General features: G+C 45.7%; 13 protein-coding genes and 2 tRNA genes. 13 read left to right on the forward strand and 2 right to left on the reverse strand.

Annotated features, from left to right (window positions below):
- Positions 1-111 precede the first annotated feature (111 nt).
- Genes LZU85_RS03350 through LZU85_RS03360 form a run of 3 tightly spaced genes read left to right on the forward strand, consistent with a single transcriptional unit; the run spans position 112 to position 5,710 of the window.
- Positions 112-2,100: a pepsin-like aspartic protease gene (locus LZU85_RS03350; RefSeq protein WP_176299114.1), complete on the forward strand. Its 1,989-nt coding sequence runs from the start codon at positions 112-114 to the stop codon at positions 2,098-2,100.
- Between the two features lie 8 nt (positions 2,101-2,108).
- The gene (locus LZU85_RS03355) at positions 2,109-4,838 is read left to right on the forward strand and encodes an ATP-binding protein (protein ID WP_237286370.1); all 2,730 of its coding nucleotides are present in this window, start codon (positions 2,109-2,111) and stop codon (positions 4,836-4,838) included.
- A complete protein-coding gene (locus LZU85_RS03360) occupies positions 4,835-5,710 on the forward strand; it encodes a GGDEF domain-containing response regulator (protein ID WP_237286371.1) in 876 nt (291 codons plus the stop codon). Before LZU85_RS03355 ends, LZU85_RS03360 begins: the two co-directional genes overlap by 4 nt.
- Positions 5,711-5,913: 203 nt before the next feature.
- Here LZU85_RS03360 and LZU85_RS03365 read toward each other — a convergent pair whose 3' ends face one another.
- On the reverse strand, positions 5,914-6,294 hold the full coding sequence (locus LZU85_RS03365; RefSeq protein ID WP_176299111.1) for a cystatin domain-containing protein: 381 nt from the start codon (positions 6,292-6,294) through the stop codon (positions 5,914-5,916).
- Positions 6,295-6,462: 168 nt separating this feature from the next.
- On the opposite strand from LZU85_RS03365, the gene LZU85_RS03370 reads away from it, so the two are divergent.
- The 10 genes from LZU85_RS03370 to LZU85_RS03415 all read left to right on the forward strand — a co-directional run bounded on the left by LZU85_RS03370 (position 6,463) and on the right by LZU85_RS03415 (position 13,561).
- Positions 6,463-7,389: an endonuclease/exonuclease/phosphatase family protein gene (locus tag LZU85_RS03370; protein ID WP_237286372.1), complete on the forward strand. Its 927-nt coding sequence runs from the start codon at positions 6,463-6,465 to the stop codon at positions 7,387-7,389.
- A gap of 192 nt (positions 7,390-7,581) precedes the next feature.
- Positions 7,582-7,668 (forward strand) — tRNA-Leu (locus LZU85_RS03375).
- 32 nt (positions 7,669-7,700) lie between these two features.
- Positions 7,701-7,774, forward strand: a tRNA-Cys gene (locus LZU85_RS03380).
- A gap of 169 nt (positions 7,775-7,943) precedes the next feature.
- A complete protein-coding gene (locus LZU85_RS03385) occupies positions 7,944-8,423 on the forward strand; it encodes a LabA-like NYN domain-containing protein (RefSeq protein ID WP_176299109.1) in 480 nt (159 codons plus the stop codon).
- 141 nt (positions 8,424-8,564) lie between these two features.
- Positions 8,565-9,332: a DUF3450 domain-containing protein gene (locus tag LZU85_RS03390; protein WP_237286373.1), complete on the forward strand. Its 768-nt coding sequence runs from the start codon at positions 8,565-8,567 to the stop codon at positions 9,330-9,332.
- On the forward strand, positions 9,333-10,700 hold the full coding sequence (locus LZU85_RS03395) for a MotA/TolQ/ExbB proton channel family protein (protein WP_237286374.1): 1,368 nt from the start codon (positions 9,333-9,335) through the stop codon (positions 10,698-10,700).
- Positions 10,701-10,702: 2 nt separating this feature from the next.
- Positions 10,703-11,263: a MotA/TolQ/ExbB proton channel family protein gene (locus LZU85_RS03400; RefSeq protein ID WP_176299106.1), complete on the forward strand. Its 561-nt coding sequence runs from the start codon at positions 10,703-10,705 to the stop codon at positions 11,261-11,263.
- On the forward strand, positions 11,260-11,664 hold the full coding sequence (locus LZU85_RS03405) for an ExbD/TolR family protein (protein ID WP_237286375.1): 405 nt from the start codon (positions 11,260-11,262) through the stop codon (positions 11,662-11,664). Before LZU85_RS03400 ends, LZU85_RS03405 begins: the two co-directional genes overlap by 4 nt.
- Positions 11,664-12,302 (forward strand): TonB family protein, encoded by a 639-nt coding sequence (locus LZU85_RS03410; RefSeq protein WP_237286376.1) that lies wholly within the window; start codon positions 11,664-11,666, stop codon positions 12,300-12,302. The genes LZU85_RS03405 and LZU85_RS03410 overlap by 1 nt, the downstream gene beginning before the upstream one ends.
- Complete coding sequence (locus LZU85_RS03415) at positions 12,302-13,561, forward strand: tetratricopeptide repeat protein (RefSeq protein ID WP_237286377.1); 1,260 nt, start codon at positions 12,302-12,304, stop codon at positions 13,559-13,561. The genes LZU85_RS03410 and LZU85_RS03415 overlap by 1 nt, the downstream gene beginning before the upstream one ends.
- Before the next feature lie 96 nt (positions 13,562-13,657).
- Here LZU85_RS03415 and LZU85_RS03420 read toward each other — a convergent pair whose 3' ends face one another.
- Positions 13,658-14,986 (reverse strand): anaerobic C4-dicarboxylate transporter, encoded by a 1,329-nt coding sequence (locus LZU85_RS03420; RefSeq protein WP_176299102.1) that lies wholly within the window; start codon positions 14,984-14,986, stop codon positions 13,658-13,660.
- Positions 14,987-15,026 lie beyond the last annotated feature (40 nt).

Below are 15,026 nucleotides of genomic sequence, written 5' to 3' on the forward strand. Positions count from 1 at the left end.
TTGTCAATTTATAACCGAACGCCTTGTGCATATGAGTGGTCTGTTCTTTATAATTGGTGCGAATTAATGATGGATTCATGACAACAAATCGCTAACAAAGGAATGTAGTGAATGGCGACAGAAGTAGAGAAGATTGATTTAGGATCGGCAAGTGGCATTACATTGGGTCTACAGAAAGGCCCTTTTCAGAACAATGGTGCGTCTCCCTGGTATGCCATTCTTGGTGTAGGTGAACCAAATCAACTGCTTAAGTTCTCTTTTGACACCGGAAGTAACTTTAATTGGGTCACATCGACCTATTGTCCCGAATCATACTGCCATCACTATGGCAACCAGCGATTTAACCCATACAAATCGTCTACATACACGGCGATTTCAGAAGATAGAAAGATCGTAGGTTTTGGTCCTTGGGGTGAAATGCAAGTGGTGTCGGGAAATGATAATTTGACCCTTTCAGCAACAACTTGTGTGAATACCGACCTTTATTTATCAACTCAATACGAAGGTGTGCAGTTTCTAGAACTCGACTGGGATGGTGGCATTGGTCTACCAACCTTAACGTATCAGCCTTTGTCTCTGGAGCTAGAAAAGGTTAATTACAGGGGCATGCATTGTCAGTCGCGCGAAGCGACTTTCCACTTTATGGAAACGTTGATAGCGCAGAATGTGGTATCGAAAGAGCACCCTTACGTTGCCTTTACAACAAACAGTGAAACCAAAAAGGGGCAAGTTACTTTTGGTGCTTTGGACCCGGCCTATGGTGATTCACTGGAATATCTGTTTTTGCCTTGGGACAGATACAACATCGAATCACTTTATTACATTTGGACTACCCCACTGAAGGAAATGTCATTAGCAGGTGAGGTGATTTGCCGTGCTACGTCTGAAAAAACACAATGGTTTTGTTTGGACAGCGGTTCTTCGCAGTTCAAAGGCGATCCTGCGTACATGAAGCACGCCCAAGCATTGGCCAAAAGCTTAAAGGGCGACTTGACTTTAACGATCCCAGACAACAAGGTGACAAAAGGCGGCGACTTAGTCGTCCCCAGCAGCTTATATGACGTGCTCATAGAGGAAGGAAGTTCTAAGGGGGAGCACGTTGTTCAATTTGAACCGATGGATGGACTAGACTGCTTAACGTTAGTCGGTTCGGTACTGATGGATAGTCTCTATACTGTGTATCAGTATCAAGTTCTAGAAAATGGCAGTCTTTATCCTGTTGGAATGTGGATATTCAACAAAATAGGTGGCCCTAGAATCATCAATGTTAAACAAGATAAACCCGCTGGTATTTTTTCTCCTCGCTACGAGAATCAATCTGACTTTACCGGCCGATGGGTAAATAGTTACGGCTCGCAAATGGACTTGACCTGCAACGACGAAGGTGAGTTATTTGGCTCCTATTCATCGACGACGGGAGCGTCTGGCCGCTATTTGGTCTATGGCTCAACGGCTCTAGAAAAGCACGAAGGGAAAGGCTCGCCTTTAGTCCTTTCAATTACTTGGCTTCCGTACGATCAAACCGTCGGAAATGAGAGCTGGCATTGGGTATCAACCTATTGTGGTCAGTTGACCGCGAATGACAGTAAACAAATGTCGGTGATTAACTCTTTGGTAGCGACGTGTTCTTACGAGGGGTCAGAAAGAGGGGATTTTATCGACAGATTGGGTTTTGAAAAAATCTCTGGATATGTTCCTCTTGAACAACATAAACACTTGGAAGATGTGTTTAATGGCGACTACTCAATCCAAGAGAATGAAATTAATGGGCTTTGGCATTCCGAGTTGTCTGATCTATCGATTTCGATTGCGCTTCAGGATAGCCAAACAGGGCTGAGCTTTGCGTTGTTTAAGCAAGGTGACGAGACTTGTCGAATGAAAGGATTTGTCGATGTTTACGATGCGAGCGCGCCTCGTCATCCACGACAGAGTATCACGCTAAGCGGTTGTCTATGTGGTACGCCTATCTCTGTCAGTGGCTATTTAGATCGAAGCAAGGATACTCTCGTGTTGACATATTGGCGAGCGTTGGCACAATCAGAAGCCGACAGTTACATGCAATCGAATGCGCAAGCAATATTTTGTAGTCGTATGAAATAGGAAGTCATATGAGTTCAGTTTCTTTTCCCATCGGTGATCTCGAGCAACACGAAAAAGTGGTGCTCGAGTGCTTCTCAAAGTTGTGGCATCACTCAGTGGATTTTATGTTCATTATGGTGGTTGAGCCCGATGGTGAGTTTTCTTTGTACGACAATAATCCAGCCTCTAAAAGGGTGATGGGGCTGGATGACAATGCCGTTACACACAAGCTTAATATCCGCGAAACCTGGAGTGATGAAATCGTAGAAGGTTTGTATGAAACGTACAGAAACGCCATCGCTCATGGTCAGCCCATTGCTTATGAGCAATACGCCACACTAAACGACAGTCCCATTTTCGTTGACACTCTTCTTGTCCCCATTTTTGACGAAGAGGGGAATGCCCAGTTTGTGTGTGGTGTGAGCCGTGATATTTCAAAAATAAAAGAAGCAGAAAAAATTGCTGTCGAAGCCAACGTAAAGCTCAAAGAGTATACGGAAGCGCTGGAGAGCATAAACATTGATTTGGATGAAAAAGTTAAGGCGCGCACACGGGAGCTGGAAAAAGCGACCAAAGAAGTTGAAGGCGTTTACAAAGCCAAATCTGCTTTCTTGTCGAGAATGAGTCACGAAATTCGTACACCCGTGAATGCCATTGTCGGACTCGCCTCTATGTTAAACAAAACCGAGCTGACACCAGATCAACAGAGTTACTTGGATAAGATCCTTCAAGCAGGGCAGCAGCTTACTGGAGTGGTGAACGATACACTTGATTTATCGAAGCTTGAGGCTGGAAAATTTGAAGTAGAGAGCGTTGAGTTTTCACCAGAGCAGGTGATGCAGCAAGCGGTCAATATGCTCGCATTAAGAGCTTACGAAAAGAAACTCGATATTGCAGTCTCGATTAGCGCTAATTTACCTGATGTCCTGATTGGAGACCCCCTTAGGATAAAACAAATTACGATCAACTTGCTCAGCAACGCGATAAAGTTTACTGACAAAGGCGCCATTACGTTAGTGGTTGACTATGATGAGCGCCAGGCTTGTTTGCATTGGAGTGTTAAAGACACGGGCAAGGGAATCAGTGGAAGTCATATCGATAAGTTGTTTCAATCCTTTAACCAGTTAGAAGCGAGTACATCACGCCACTATGGCGGTACAGGTTTAGGCTTGGTGATTTCAAAACAACTCAGCCAACTCATGGGGGGCGATATCACTGTTGAAAGCGTACTCGGTCAGGGATCTTGCTTTTCTGTTGTATTGCCAGCGCCTGATCCTTCAGCGAGACGTCACCGAGTTAGTGATTTTGCTGAGTTTACCGCTCAACGTAAAATTCTGTTGCTTGATCAAAGTGTGGCGAGTGGTTTTGCCTTGTCCGAGATGTTAACTGATATTGGTTATGAAGTTGAGCTGTGTGGCATGCTCACTGCTGGGCTCGCTAAGGCGTTACAGTCGGTGCAGGTCTCTCAGCTTTACCACAAAGTCTTGATTGACGTTGACTCCTTCGAGGGAGAAGAGCTTGACTCGATGTTAAGTGCGGTGAGGCGTTTCTACTCAGAGTCTGATCTCATCTTGATCAAAAAATTTGGGAATGAACAGCGCCAGTTGACAGACACCGAAACGCTTATGACACTCGAAAAACCGCTGTTTAGAACTGCGTTACTTCAAGCGTTTAGCGGTAGTGCTAGCCCAAGCCACTTAATAGATAAACCTGTAAACCACGTGCTTGTAAATGGAGTAGGTCGGCCAAATTGGTCAGGCTATTCGTTATTGGTTGTGGATGACAATGAGGTCAACCAACAGGTCGCTCGAGGATATCTAGAACATACTGGTGTGAGCATTACAACAGCCATGAGTGGCGTGCAAGCGATCGAAATACTTAAGGAACAGCGTTTTGATCTTGTACTTATGGACATTAACATGCCCCATATGGATGGATGGGAAACAACCTCGCTTGTTCGACAACAATATACTATCAGTGAACTACCCATCATTGCTTTGACGGCTTTCTCAGGTGAGGAGGTCTATGACACTTGCAAACGTGTCGGCATGTCTGCTCATATTGGTAAGCCGATTGTTGAAGCTAAGTTACTGGAGACGATAGGTAAATTTTTGTCTGGGAAGGAGGATCGTCCGGTAACGTTAAGTCCAATATCCATACCAGTAGAATCGACACGGAGTGAGAGACTGACGCCGCTGTTAAATAGTGAATTGCTCAATATTCCGTTGGCACTGCAACGTCTTGAGAGTCGGGATCATCTGCTTATCGATGTGTTGGAGACATTTTACCGCCGTTACAGTGACTGTGTTTTGCTCTCTAAACCTTTTGAAATCTCAGACGTCGAGTTTTTCTCTGAGTGCCATAGTTTAAAATCGACAGCAGCGTACATTGGTGCTGACAGTCTGTTGGCCTTGTGCCGAAAGGTCGATTCGGGCAAAAGTTCGCATGAACTTAGACGTCAAATATGCGAGTCGTTATCGGATGTGTTGAAAGTTATCGCCACGGCGTTCGATACGACCCCTGCTGGCTCCAACACCACGAATGAAGAAAGTGATCTTCTCATCAATGTACTACTCGAACAGCTGTCACAATCGAATTTTTCAGCTGCGCAAACGGTCAGTCGTATCCGACAACAGCCATGGTGTACTCAGTTCCATCAGCAACAACTGGACAAAACGGAAGCGTTACTAGAAGACGTTGAGTTTGAAGAGGCTTACTCGGTGGTCAAGGCTCTTTTTATGGACAAGGAAATATCATGAATCACCTTCCGAAAATACTCGTTATTGATGACGAAATAATCAACTTACAAGTGTTGAGTGATATTTTACGTGGTACAGCACAAGTTCATGTTGCGAAGTCAGGTCTACAAGGAATAAAAAAAGCCATTCGTTATCAGCCAGATTTGATACTACTCGATATCAATATGAATGAAATGGATGGTTTTGAAACCTTAAAACGTTTGAAAAGTGAACCAATAACAGAAACGATTCCAGTTATATTTGTTTCAGGTATGACCGATTATGATCATGAAGAAAAAGGTTTGCTGCTTGGTGCGACGGATTACATCTTTAAGCCTTTTTACGCAGGTATCGTAAAGGCAAGAGTTGCTGTTCACTTGGAACTGATTAAACAACGTGAACAACTTGAGTTGATGGCTAGCAGTGACTTTTTAACAAAGTTGGCCAATCGCCGCCGTTATGACACTGTGTTGAAGAAAGAGTGGATTCGAGCGCAAGAGCTCCGCCAACCGCTATCATTGGCAATTTTTGATATCGACGACTTTAAACAGTTTAATGATCAATATGGTCACAGTGCTGGCGATGAATTGTTGATTAAAACAGCATCGATTCTCATTCAGAGCTTTTCTCAACAGGGTTTTTTAGTCAGCCGGTTTGGTGGCGAAGAGTTTACGGTCGTCATGCCAAACACTGAGCGAAATGTCGCAGAGAAGTTTGTCTTAGCCTGTTTAAAAAGCGTAGAGCAAGCTGTCGGTATAACCTTAAGTGCCGGTGCCGTGACCTGTGTACCTGATGACGAGTTCACCATAAAACAGCTGTTTGGCTTTGCCGACGAAGCACTCTACAAAAGTAAGCTTGCAGGGAAAAATCAGCTAAATTGGAGTGAGACTTAACAGTGCGGGCGTGAACACCCCACCTGCTGTCATTAGATAACGTTCAGTATTATCACTCAAGACGGTGTGGCAACGGATAGCTGGTGCAGGCCTTTGAGAGGCAACGTTATGCTTAAACTGGTCGTCCTCGATACCTAAAAATCCCCTTATCTGACTGGATAAGGGGATTTTTAAGTGACAAAGTAAAACGCGGGTTTCTTTCTTTACTGCTGACAGAATAAACCTAGTTTCGCCACTTGTGTAATTTGATATTCGCCTTTCAGGTTACGGTAAACAATCGTATTCCATTGGCTTCCATTTTCTAGCTGAAACTCAATTGCGTAGTTGACACCGCTGACTACTTGAGTATGAACCGATGTAATACCTTTCAAGGGTGAGTTGGTGTTCATTTGCTCTAACACAGTATCGACTGCCCGCATCACTTGGTGATCGACTTCAATTTTGTGCCAACCTCCAGGCATACTTTCTTGCGAGCTACAGATCGCTTTGCTAGCACGATAACTTGAGGGTTGTTCTTGAGGCTCTTGCTGACATCCTGCCAGTAAAAATAGCGTCGCTGCTGCCATCGCTAATTTTGATTTCATTGGAGGGGATACCTTGTATTGGATTAGGGAGAAATTATAGCCAAGTCTAATGTTGGCCTGTGTACGGAGAGTGTCAGAAAAGTTTGAAATTTAAGAAAAATGGAGCAGCCTCTCTAATAAACCTTGCTAGACTAACTAAGGTAGCGGCTCAACAGGTATGACTCAGCAATGCTTAAAAGTTATGGCTTGTGGTTTATCATCATTTTTTGCACCCTTTTCTACTGGGGGGGAAAAGCGCAACCCCATTTATGGTGGGCCGAAAACATATCGGCTTATCCCGCACTGTTTATTGTGCCTATCGCGATTGTCGCATTCATCAGTTTAGGGATGCGTGCGTGGGCACCAATGTTGGCATCCATTGGGCTCATTATTTATTTCACGGTCATTGGTGTACCGAAAGGGATGGTTTCGAAAGGGGAGTGCCGAAATAGCATCCGCCTATTTCAGTACAATATGTTGTTCTCTAATCAACATGTCGATCAATTGATCGACTACCTATCAAGGGTGCAACCTGATCTCGTTTTGCTACAAGAAGTCACGGCCCCACACTTAGAGCAGTTGAAAGTGCTGGATGACGTATACCGCTATCGTTTCGGTGGCCAGTCGAAAGTAGGTCTACCGTCGCATCAGCTTATTTTTTCTCGACAGCCTTTATATGGCATGGATGTTTTTTATATCGAAGGCTATCAAAATCTCATCCGAGGCATTTGGCAAGTTGATGAAGAACACCCTGTATTCTTGCTTACCGCCCACCCACCTTCACCTCGCAACAAAGAGATGTGGTTGAGACGTAACGCGCTTATTCAGGCTTTAGAACACCAAGCGACACAAAGCCCGACGAAAGATATTTTAATCATGGGCGACATGAATCTTTCTGCGAACAGTGAGTGCTTTGACACGCTTTTTGCTGGAATGCAAACTGCCCCTATTGCAAGTTGGCCAAACTTACCGACATTGACACTGCCGTCATGGCTGCAAATATCCATCGATCACTTATGGCTCAACAGTGATTTTACTATCTGCAAAAGGGAGTCTATCGATGAAGTGACCGGTTCGGATCATCGAGCCATCATGACTTATCTAGACATTCAATAAGAGTGAAGAGCGGAAGAATGTTGAAAAATTCCCCATACTGCACGCGAACCGTACTGAGGCGATGGCAAACTAACCATTTGATTCAAAAAGTTTGTTTTTGTTGTTGACCCTAATAAAAAATCCGTTAAAGTACGCCTCGTTCTCACGGCAAAGGTCGTTAGAGCAGGTGGTGTTACCATCGCAGTATGCGTTGCCCTGGTGGTGAAATTGGTAGACACAAGGGATTTAAAATCCCTCGACTTTCGAGTCGTGCCGGTTCAAGTCCGGCCCGGGGCACCATCCTAACTCAAACCAGTAATGGTTATCTAAAAGGCGCGTTGGCAGAGGGGCTATGCAGCGGATTGCAAATCCGTGGACCTCGGTTCGACTCCGGGACGCGCCTCCATTCCTCTCTAATTTCATCTTCTCTTTTTTTGTTTTCTCACCTCGTTACGTCAACATTTCTTTATAAAAATTCGTTTCTGTTAGACGCAACTATTTGACATTTTACCTCGCTTTTTTACCCTCTATCGAATAGGGTTAGTGCAAATTTTTTAATTGGTAGAAAGCAAGTTATGTCTCGTCGTGTTGCGATTTTCGTTGATGTTCAAAATGTCTATTACACCTGCAAAGAAAAGTACCGCCAAAAGTTTAATTACAACCGATTTTGGCAACTAGCCACCGAGGGTAAAGAGGTCATCTGTGCGAATGCTTATGCCATTGCCAGTAAAGATGCAGGGCAAAGACAGTTTCACCATATTTTGCGCGGTATTGGCTTTGACGTGAAACTCAAACCTTTTATCCAGCGTGGTGATGGCAGCGCAAAAGGTGATTGGGATGTCGGGATCGCGTTGGATGCAATCGAAAAAGCAGCCGAAGTCGATGAAGTCATTTTGCTCTCAGGTGATGGTGATTTCGAAATACTGGTGCAACGCATTCAGCAAAGATTCGGTAAAACCGTCATTGTTTATGGTGTGCCCGGCCTGACCGCGCAAAATTTGCAAGCAGCGGCAGACCACTACATTGAAATCGACCACTCGTTACTACTTCATTGATTAATAAAGCATTGTATGGAATGTAATTTGGATACTCATTCGATTTGGTATTGATCAAAATTTCCTATACAATGCCTTTTACTTTGATAATACGAATTAATATCATCTGGTTTGATGGTCAGTTTAGGTAGATAGAAGTCTATGACAGGATGTAAAGTGGGCGCGGCATTGTTTTTATTGGCGACAAGTAACGTCGCCGTTGGCAGTGACCTTGAACAAGCTCAAAAAATTCAAAGCCGTACTCACGCCGCTGCAGCGAAAAGTCAAACCGTCATTAGTGCCAGTGCGGAACAAAGCCGACTGTTACAGGCAGAGATTGAACTGTTGCAAGAAGAGGTTCGTAATCTTGAGCTTTATCAGCGCCACCTAAACGCGATGATTGCGAATCAAGAGCGAGAGAAGTCTAGTTTCGCAGAACAGATCAAAGAGATTCAAGTGACCCGTCAGGGCATTGTGCCATTAATGTACGATATGCTCGACGCACTCCGTTCGCAAGTCGAACAGGACCTGCCCATCAAAACCCTGCAACGCCAGGATCGAGTGAGCAAATTAGAAAACTTAATGGCGCGTGCAGATGTTGCGGATGCAGAAAAATTTCGCCGTATCCTTGAGGCTTACCAAATTGAAATGGATTACGGCAGCAAGCTGTCTGCCTATCAAGCGCCGATTTTACTGAGTAATGGCAAGCAAATCGAAGTTGAACAACTTCACTTAGGACGTATCTCGTTGATTGCTCGTAACCTAAGTGGCGATAAATTTTGGTATTGGCAGTCATCTGCTCAAGCGTGGCAAGAACTCTCCAATGTTCCCGCATCCGAGATCAATCAAGCTTTTGATGTTGCGAGCCAAAAGGTGGCGCCTTCACTCATTTTGCTGCCGCTTTCTGTTGCTAGAGTGGAGGGCAAATAGATGAAAATGAACACATTACTTTCATTTGTATTGCTACTTACTAGCCAATCCTTTGCCTTCGCAAACACTGACCTCGCGCAACAGGCGAACAAAGAGAACCAGATCCAGCAGAAACAGAACCAAGTTCGAGAGAGAGAGTTTACTGAGGCAGAGAGGGAGCTTTCAGCACTTAAGCAAAAACTTTCAGAACAAAAGCGGCTGCTTGAAGAACAAAATGCGCAGTTGTCCAGCTTATTTAGTGACAATGAGGTGACATTGTCACACCTAGAGGAAGAGCTTCGCGTCGAATCTGGGTCACTTGGTGAGCTGTTTGGCGTAGTACGGCAACATGCAAAAGAGCTGAAAGCGGATTTGAATGAATCGTTCACTGCCATAGGTGAGCAAAAAAAGATTGAATCGATTGATAGGATTGTCGCGGCGCAAACGTTGCCGGATATTCATCAGTTAAAAAATCTTTGGTTGGTGATGCAACAACAGGTGTTGGCGAGTGGCCAAGTTACTACGTTGGATGTCGATGTGATCGATCAACAAGGTGAAGCGCAATCAACCCCCGCACTTCGTATTGGTAATTTTGCTCTTCTTACTCACCAAGGGTATGTGCAATGGCATAGTGATAAGCAATTCGCGACACCCTATACCGCGTTACCCAGCCAAACTCCGACGATGAAGCAGTTGACCGAGATGAGCAGCAATATGGCCAATGTGGTTCTGCTTGACCCAACTCGAGGGGTGTTGCTAGAACAGTTTGCTAACGCTCCGACCCTAGGCGAGCGCTTTGCCGCTGGTGGTGCGGTGGGTAAAGTGATTGTAGGACTGTTGTTGATCGGCTTGATTATCGCGTTATATCGTGGCGCGATGCTGTTGGTGACAAAGCGCAAGATCAATGTGCAGTTGAAAGCGCCAGCACAACTAGGTGACAACCCACTTGGTCGTATTCTATCGGTGTACAGTAAAGAGAAACCACGCAGTGTAGAGGCACTAGAGTTGCGCCTGCTAGAAGCGATCGTGGATGAGCAAACTGGTTTAGAGAAAGGATTATCGATGCTCAAGCTATTGGCTGCTTTAGCACCTATGCTTGGGTTATTGGGGACGGTTATTGGCATGATCGAAACATTCCAAGTTATCACTCAATTTGGTAACGGCGATCCGAAAGTAATGGCGAACGGTATTTCGATGGCACTGGTCACCACAGTCTTGGGCTTAGTTGCCGCAATGCCTCTGCTGCTTGCGCATAATGTATTAAGCAGCTTGGCTGAAGAGATTCGCAATACGCTCGAAAAGCAGGGCATTGGCCTCGTCGCGCAACAAGCGGAACGGAAAACGCAAACTGAGTCCTTAACCGTAGAAAAAGTAGGGAATGCGGCGTAACCATGTTGAGTGTCCATTCAGATCTTTTACCTGAGCTGCTGACAAGCAGCGCTTGGTGGAACGCTTTGTATGCTTTCATGCAACAAGGTGGAGAGGTGTTGTGGTGGTTAGCAGGTGTCTTGTTGATCTTTTGGGCGTTGACCTTAGAGAAGATATTTTTTGTTTACCGGGTGTTCCCCACACAAATGTTAGAGACAAAAGCCATGTGGAGCCGCCGTCAGGACCAACGTTCATGGTTTGCATTATCACAGCGTAATGCCTGGATAGATCACGCTCATCAACAACTGTTCCGTAACCTGAGTTTTATTAAAGTTCTCGTCGCCATTTGCCCTATGTTGGGTTTACTTGGCACGGTGACCGGAATGATCTCGGTTTTTGATGTCATGGCCACCCAAGGAAGCAGCAACCCAAAACTGATGGCATCGGGTATTTCGTTAGCGACACTACCCACCATGGCAGGAATGGTGGCCGCCTTAGTGGGTATGTTTGTCCATGCGCGATTACTGAAGCTTTGCCAAAACCGTGAACTGAAGTTGGAGCAGTCATTAAGGAGTCAACAATGAGATTAGGAAAACGCCAAAGCAAGAGTGACGAGGCGCAAATAGATCTCACGTCGATGCTTGATATCGTCTTTATCATGTTGATTTTCTTTATCGTCACCAGTTCTTTTGTTCGAGAGTCGGGCGTTGAAGTCAATCGACCGCAAGCGTCAAATGTTGCTGCGCAAAAAGATGTGGGCATTTTTATCGCCATCACCGCCGCCAATGACATTTACATTGATAAGCGCGTTGTGGATGTAGAGCGTGTACAGGCGAGTATTGAGAGACTTTTGCTTGAACAACCAGAGGCTTCTTTGGTGATTCAAGCAGACGAGTACGCATATAACGGTGTCGTCGTTAAAGTGATGGACGCGGCCAAAGCGGCTGGGGTGAAGAACATCGCACTGGCAGCGGAGAAACCCTAATGCTGCGACTGCTGGTGGTCTTTCCCTTAGCGATTGCAATGGTGATTGCGCTGTTTTCATCGATGGCCTGGATGGTGAACAGTGGCAAGCAGCGAGCGGTGTCAAACAGCACCTCATTAAGCTTCAACATGTTTATGGTCGAGCAAGAAAACGAGGTCGCTAGGCGACAACGCAGCGTGCCGCCGCCACCCGATGTTCCACAGCCGCCACAACCAGAAACGCCCAAATTATCGCACACGCCAATGCAGGTGAGTTCAACCCAATTGAAAACCCCTAGCATTGACATGAATTTCAGTATCAATGGCGTTGTGGTGTCGGTGCCAGCGGTAGTGACAACGCCAACGCAGACGGTGAGCAACTCGAACAAACAACTAATGCCGCTTAGCCGTGTAGAGGCAGTTTATCCGGCGAAGGCGAAAAAGCGACGCATCGAAGGTTATGTCATCGTTAAGTTTGACATTGATGAACAAGGACGGACGAAAAACATTGAGGTGCTCGAAGCAGAGCCAGCACGTTTCTTCGAACGCAGTGCGATGGATGCGATTAAGCGCTGGCGTTACCAGCCACAGATTGTGGATGGACAAGCGCACGTGATCACCGGGTACACCACTAAAATTGAGTTTAAGATGGCACAGTGATGAATAAACGGATTCTAACATTGCTGATCAGCATGCTCCTGTCTCAGCCCATCTTGGCTGGGCAAGCTGCGCTTAACGTCAGTGATTATGCAGCGCGTGCAATGCAACAAGCGCAACAGTTGGCTGATGATAAGAAAGTGGTTGAGGCGATTAAGAGGTTGGAAAGTACAGAGATCTCCCGTGCGGATGATATTGCTGCGCTCAATAAGATGTTGGGTCTCTACTATTGGCAGGAGGAACGATTTGACGCGTCGATTCTATCGTTGGAAAAAGCGCTGAAGGTAAACGCATTTCCCTCCGATGAAGCTTGGTTTACTCGCCGTATGTTGGCGCAGCTCTACTTAACTCAGGGTGAGTTCAAAAAGGCAATACCGCTGCTTCAAACGCTCTTAAATGCAGTGCCCCAGAATGAAAATGAGGCGGAGATCTGGCGTTATCTTGCCCAAGCCCAATACAGCGTTGAGAAATGGCAAGCCACGCTCAAAGCGACTCAAGGTTTTCTGCGTGTACAGAGCAAACCCGACAGCACAATACTATCACTGGCGTTGGCAGCCAATGTACAACTGGAGCAGTGGAAATCTGTAGTGCCCATTGCGAAACAGCTGATCTCGCTGCAACCCAACAATAAGAATTGGTGGCTGCAAGCGTACAATGCATATCTGAATTTAAAGCAAGAGAAATCGGCCTTGGATATGCTCGCTTTGGCAGAGCTTCAGGGCATATCGCTCAATGAAAGTGAAATCAAAGCACTTGCTTATCTTTATGCTGGAGAGGGGATCTACCTAAAGGCAGCTCAAACGTTAGCCAGGTTGGATGATGCTCAGCACGATCTTCAGCTACTCAAACTTCAAGCCCAATATTGGCAAGCCGCCAAAGAGTGGGAAAGCGCGCTGAGTTATTGGCAGAAGGCGGCTATGCAAGAGCCCAAATATTTATGGGAAGTGGCTATATTGCAAAATGAGCTCAAACGTTACCAGCAAGTCATTGCTTCCCTCGATACAATGCAAAACCCACAACGACAATTTGACGGGCAGATGCTGAAAATCAACGCGCTCTATCGTCTAGATAGACTTGAAGAAGCCTACCTTCAGGCGAAGAAAGCCGATGCAATCAAGTCAACGCAGCAAACGACAAGTTGGCTTAATTTTTTGTCTCATAAAATGAAAGCCTCTCATAAAGTAGAAGCGTTAGACGAAGAGCAGAAGGGCGGAACGGCAAGTCGCCCCCATTACCAGAAAGAGCGACACGACAACTCCTAGGTCAATTTGTACATACAAAAAAAGAGCGAATATCAGGTCTGAAGTGATATTCGCTCTTTGTCGTTATGGGTTCTTTGTTTTGCCCTAAAAAGTGGGTTAACCGATGATCATTTGTCCCAATAGGTAGCCCAAACAGCAGGCGGAAATGACACCAATCAGACCCACCGACATAAATGAGTGATTGAAATACCACTTACCGATTTTTGTCGTACCAGTGTTATCGAAGTTAACGGTGGCGATATCAGATGGGTAGTTAGGAATGAAAAAGTAGCCGTAGAGCGCTGGCATCAAACCAATCAAAAGAGCTGGCTCCAAGCCCAAGCCCAAACCAACTGGCAGCATCATACGCGCCACAGCTGCTTGCGAGTTAACAACGACGGATACAATGAACAAGGCAAGAGCAAATGTCCACGGGTAGTTGTTCACCATTTCAACGATACCAGACTTAAACTGTGGCATGGCGTATTGAAAGTAGGTATCTGACATCCAAGCGATACCGAAGATGGCGATGGCTGCCACCATTCCTGATTTAAAGACCACACCGTTGGGTACACTGCGCGGGTCGGTTTTTGTTGAAAGGAGAATAATACCGCCAAAGCAGAGCATCATCATTTGAATAACAACAGCCATACTAATTGGTTTGCTACCCTCAGCGATGATACGCACCTCTGGCACCATAGCGATAACAACGATCGTGATGATAGACAGAATGAACAACAAGACCGAGTTGCGAGCAGCAGGTGGTAGATGTTCATCGAGTGACGTCGCGGTGGTGTTGAGGATCTTTTCGCGCCAAACGGGATCTTTCAATCGCTCTTGATACTCAGGATCATCATCCAACTCTTTGCCACGCTTCATGCTGTAGAGTGACATGAGCAAGGTACCAAATAAGGTCGCAGGCACAGTCACAAGTAATACGGAAAGCAACGTGATGTTGTGGTTAATATCAGAAAGCTGGGCTAGGTAGTAAACAACAGCGGCAGAGATCGGTGAAGCGGTAATGGCGATCTGGGAGGCTACCGACGCGGCCGCCATAGGACGCTCAGGACGAATGCCATTTTTCAGGGCGACATCACCGATGATTGGCATGATGGAATAAACCGCATGGCCAGTACCCAGCATAAACGTCATGGTATAGGTAACAAAAGGTGCAATCAAAGTGACACGCTTTGGATTTTTACGCAGCAATCTTTCAGCTACCTGCAACATGTACTTAAGACCACCAGCGGCTTCCAGTATTGATGCACAAGTAACAACCGCCAAAATGATCAGCATGACAGTCACGGGTGGGGAGGTAGGGGGCATTTTGAAGATAAAAACTTCGACAACCAAACCAATACCAGATACTACCCCTAAACCGATACCACCATACCGAGAGCCGATATAAAGCATCAGTAAGAGGAACAGAAACTCCAAATACAACATATAATTATCCTTAACAAAGTAATGTTGACGCTATTTTCTC

This window comes from Vibrio floridensis, assembly GCF_021852965.1.
Taxonomy (GTDB): domain Bacteria; phylum Pseudomonadota; class Gammaproteobacteria; order Enterobacterales; family Vibrionaceae; genus Vibrio; species Vibrio floridensis.

What these genes read in the sequence shown, in the direction of transcription:
- LZU85_RS03350 (WP_176299114.1), top strand. Translation starts at nt 112, where the DNA reads ATGGCGACAGAAGTAGAGAAGATTGATTTAGGATCGGCAAGTGGCATT.
- LZU85_RS03355 (WP_237286370.1), top strand. Translation starts at nt 2,109, where the DNA reads ATGAGTTCAGTTTCTTTTCCCATCGGTGATCTCGAGCAACACGAAAAA.
- LZU85_RS03360 (WP_237286371.1), top strand. Translation starts at nt 4,835, where the DNA reads ATGAATCACCTTCCGAAAATACTCGTTATTGATGACGAAATAATCAAC.
- LZU85_RS03365 (WP_176299111.1), bottom strand. Translation starts at nt 6,294, where the DNA reads ATGAAATCAAAATTAGCGATGGCAGCAGCGACGCTATTTTTACTGGCA.
- LZU85_RS03370 (WP_237286372.1), top strand. Translation starts at nt 6,463, where the DNA reads ATGCTTAAAAGTTATGGCTTGTGGTTTATCATCATTTTTTGCACCCTT.
- LZU85_RS03385 (WP_176299109.1), top strand. Translation starts at nt 7,944, where the DNA reads ATGTCTCGTCGTGTTGCGATTTTCGTTGATGTTCAAAATGTCTATTAC.
- LZU85_RS03390 (WP_237286373.1), top strand. Translation starts at nt 8,565, where the DNA reads ATGACAGGATGTAAAGTGGGCGCGGCATTGTTTTTATTGGCGACAAGT.
- LZU85_RS03395 (WP_237286374.1), top strand. Translation starts at nt 9,333, where the DNA reads ATGAAAATGAACACATTACTTTCATTTGTATTGCTACTTACTAGCCAA.
- LZU85_RS03400 (WP_176299106.1), top strand. Translation starts at nt 10,703, where the DNA reads ATGTTGAGTGTCCATTCAGATCTTTTACCTGAGCTGCTGACAAGCAGC.
- LZU85_RS03405 (WP_237286375.1), top strand. Translation starts at nt 11,260, where the DNA reads ATGAGATTAGGAAAACGCCAAAGCAAGAGTGACGAGGCGCAAATAGAT.
- LZU85_RS03410 (WP_237286376.1), top strand. Translation starts at nt 11,664, where the DNA reads ATGCTGCGACTGCTGGTGGTCTTTCCCTTAGCGATTGCAATGGTGATT.
- LZU85_RS03415 (WP_237286377.1), top strand. Translation starts at nt 12,302, where the DNA reads ATGAATAAACGGATTCTAACATTGCTGATCAGCATGCTCCTGTCTCAG.
- LZU85_RS03420 (WP_176299102.1), bottom strand. Translation starts at nt 14,986, where the DNA reads ATGTTGTATTTGGAGTTTCTGTTCCTCTTACTGATGCTTTATATCGGC.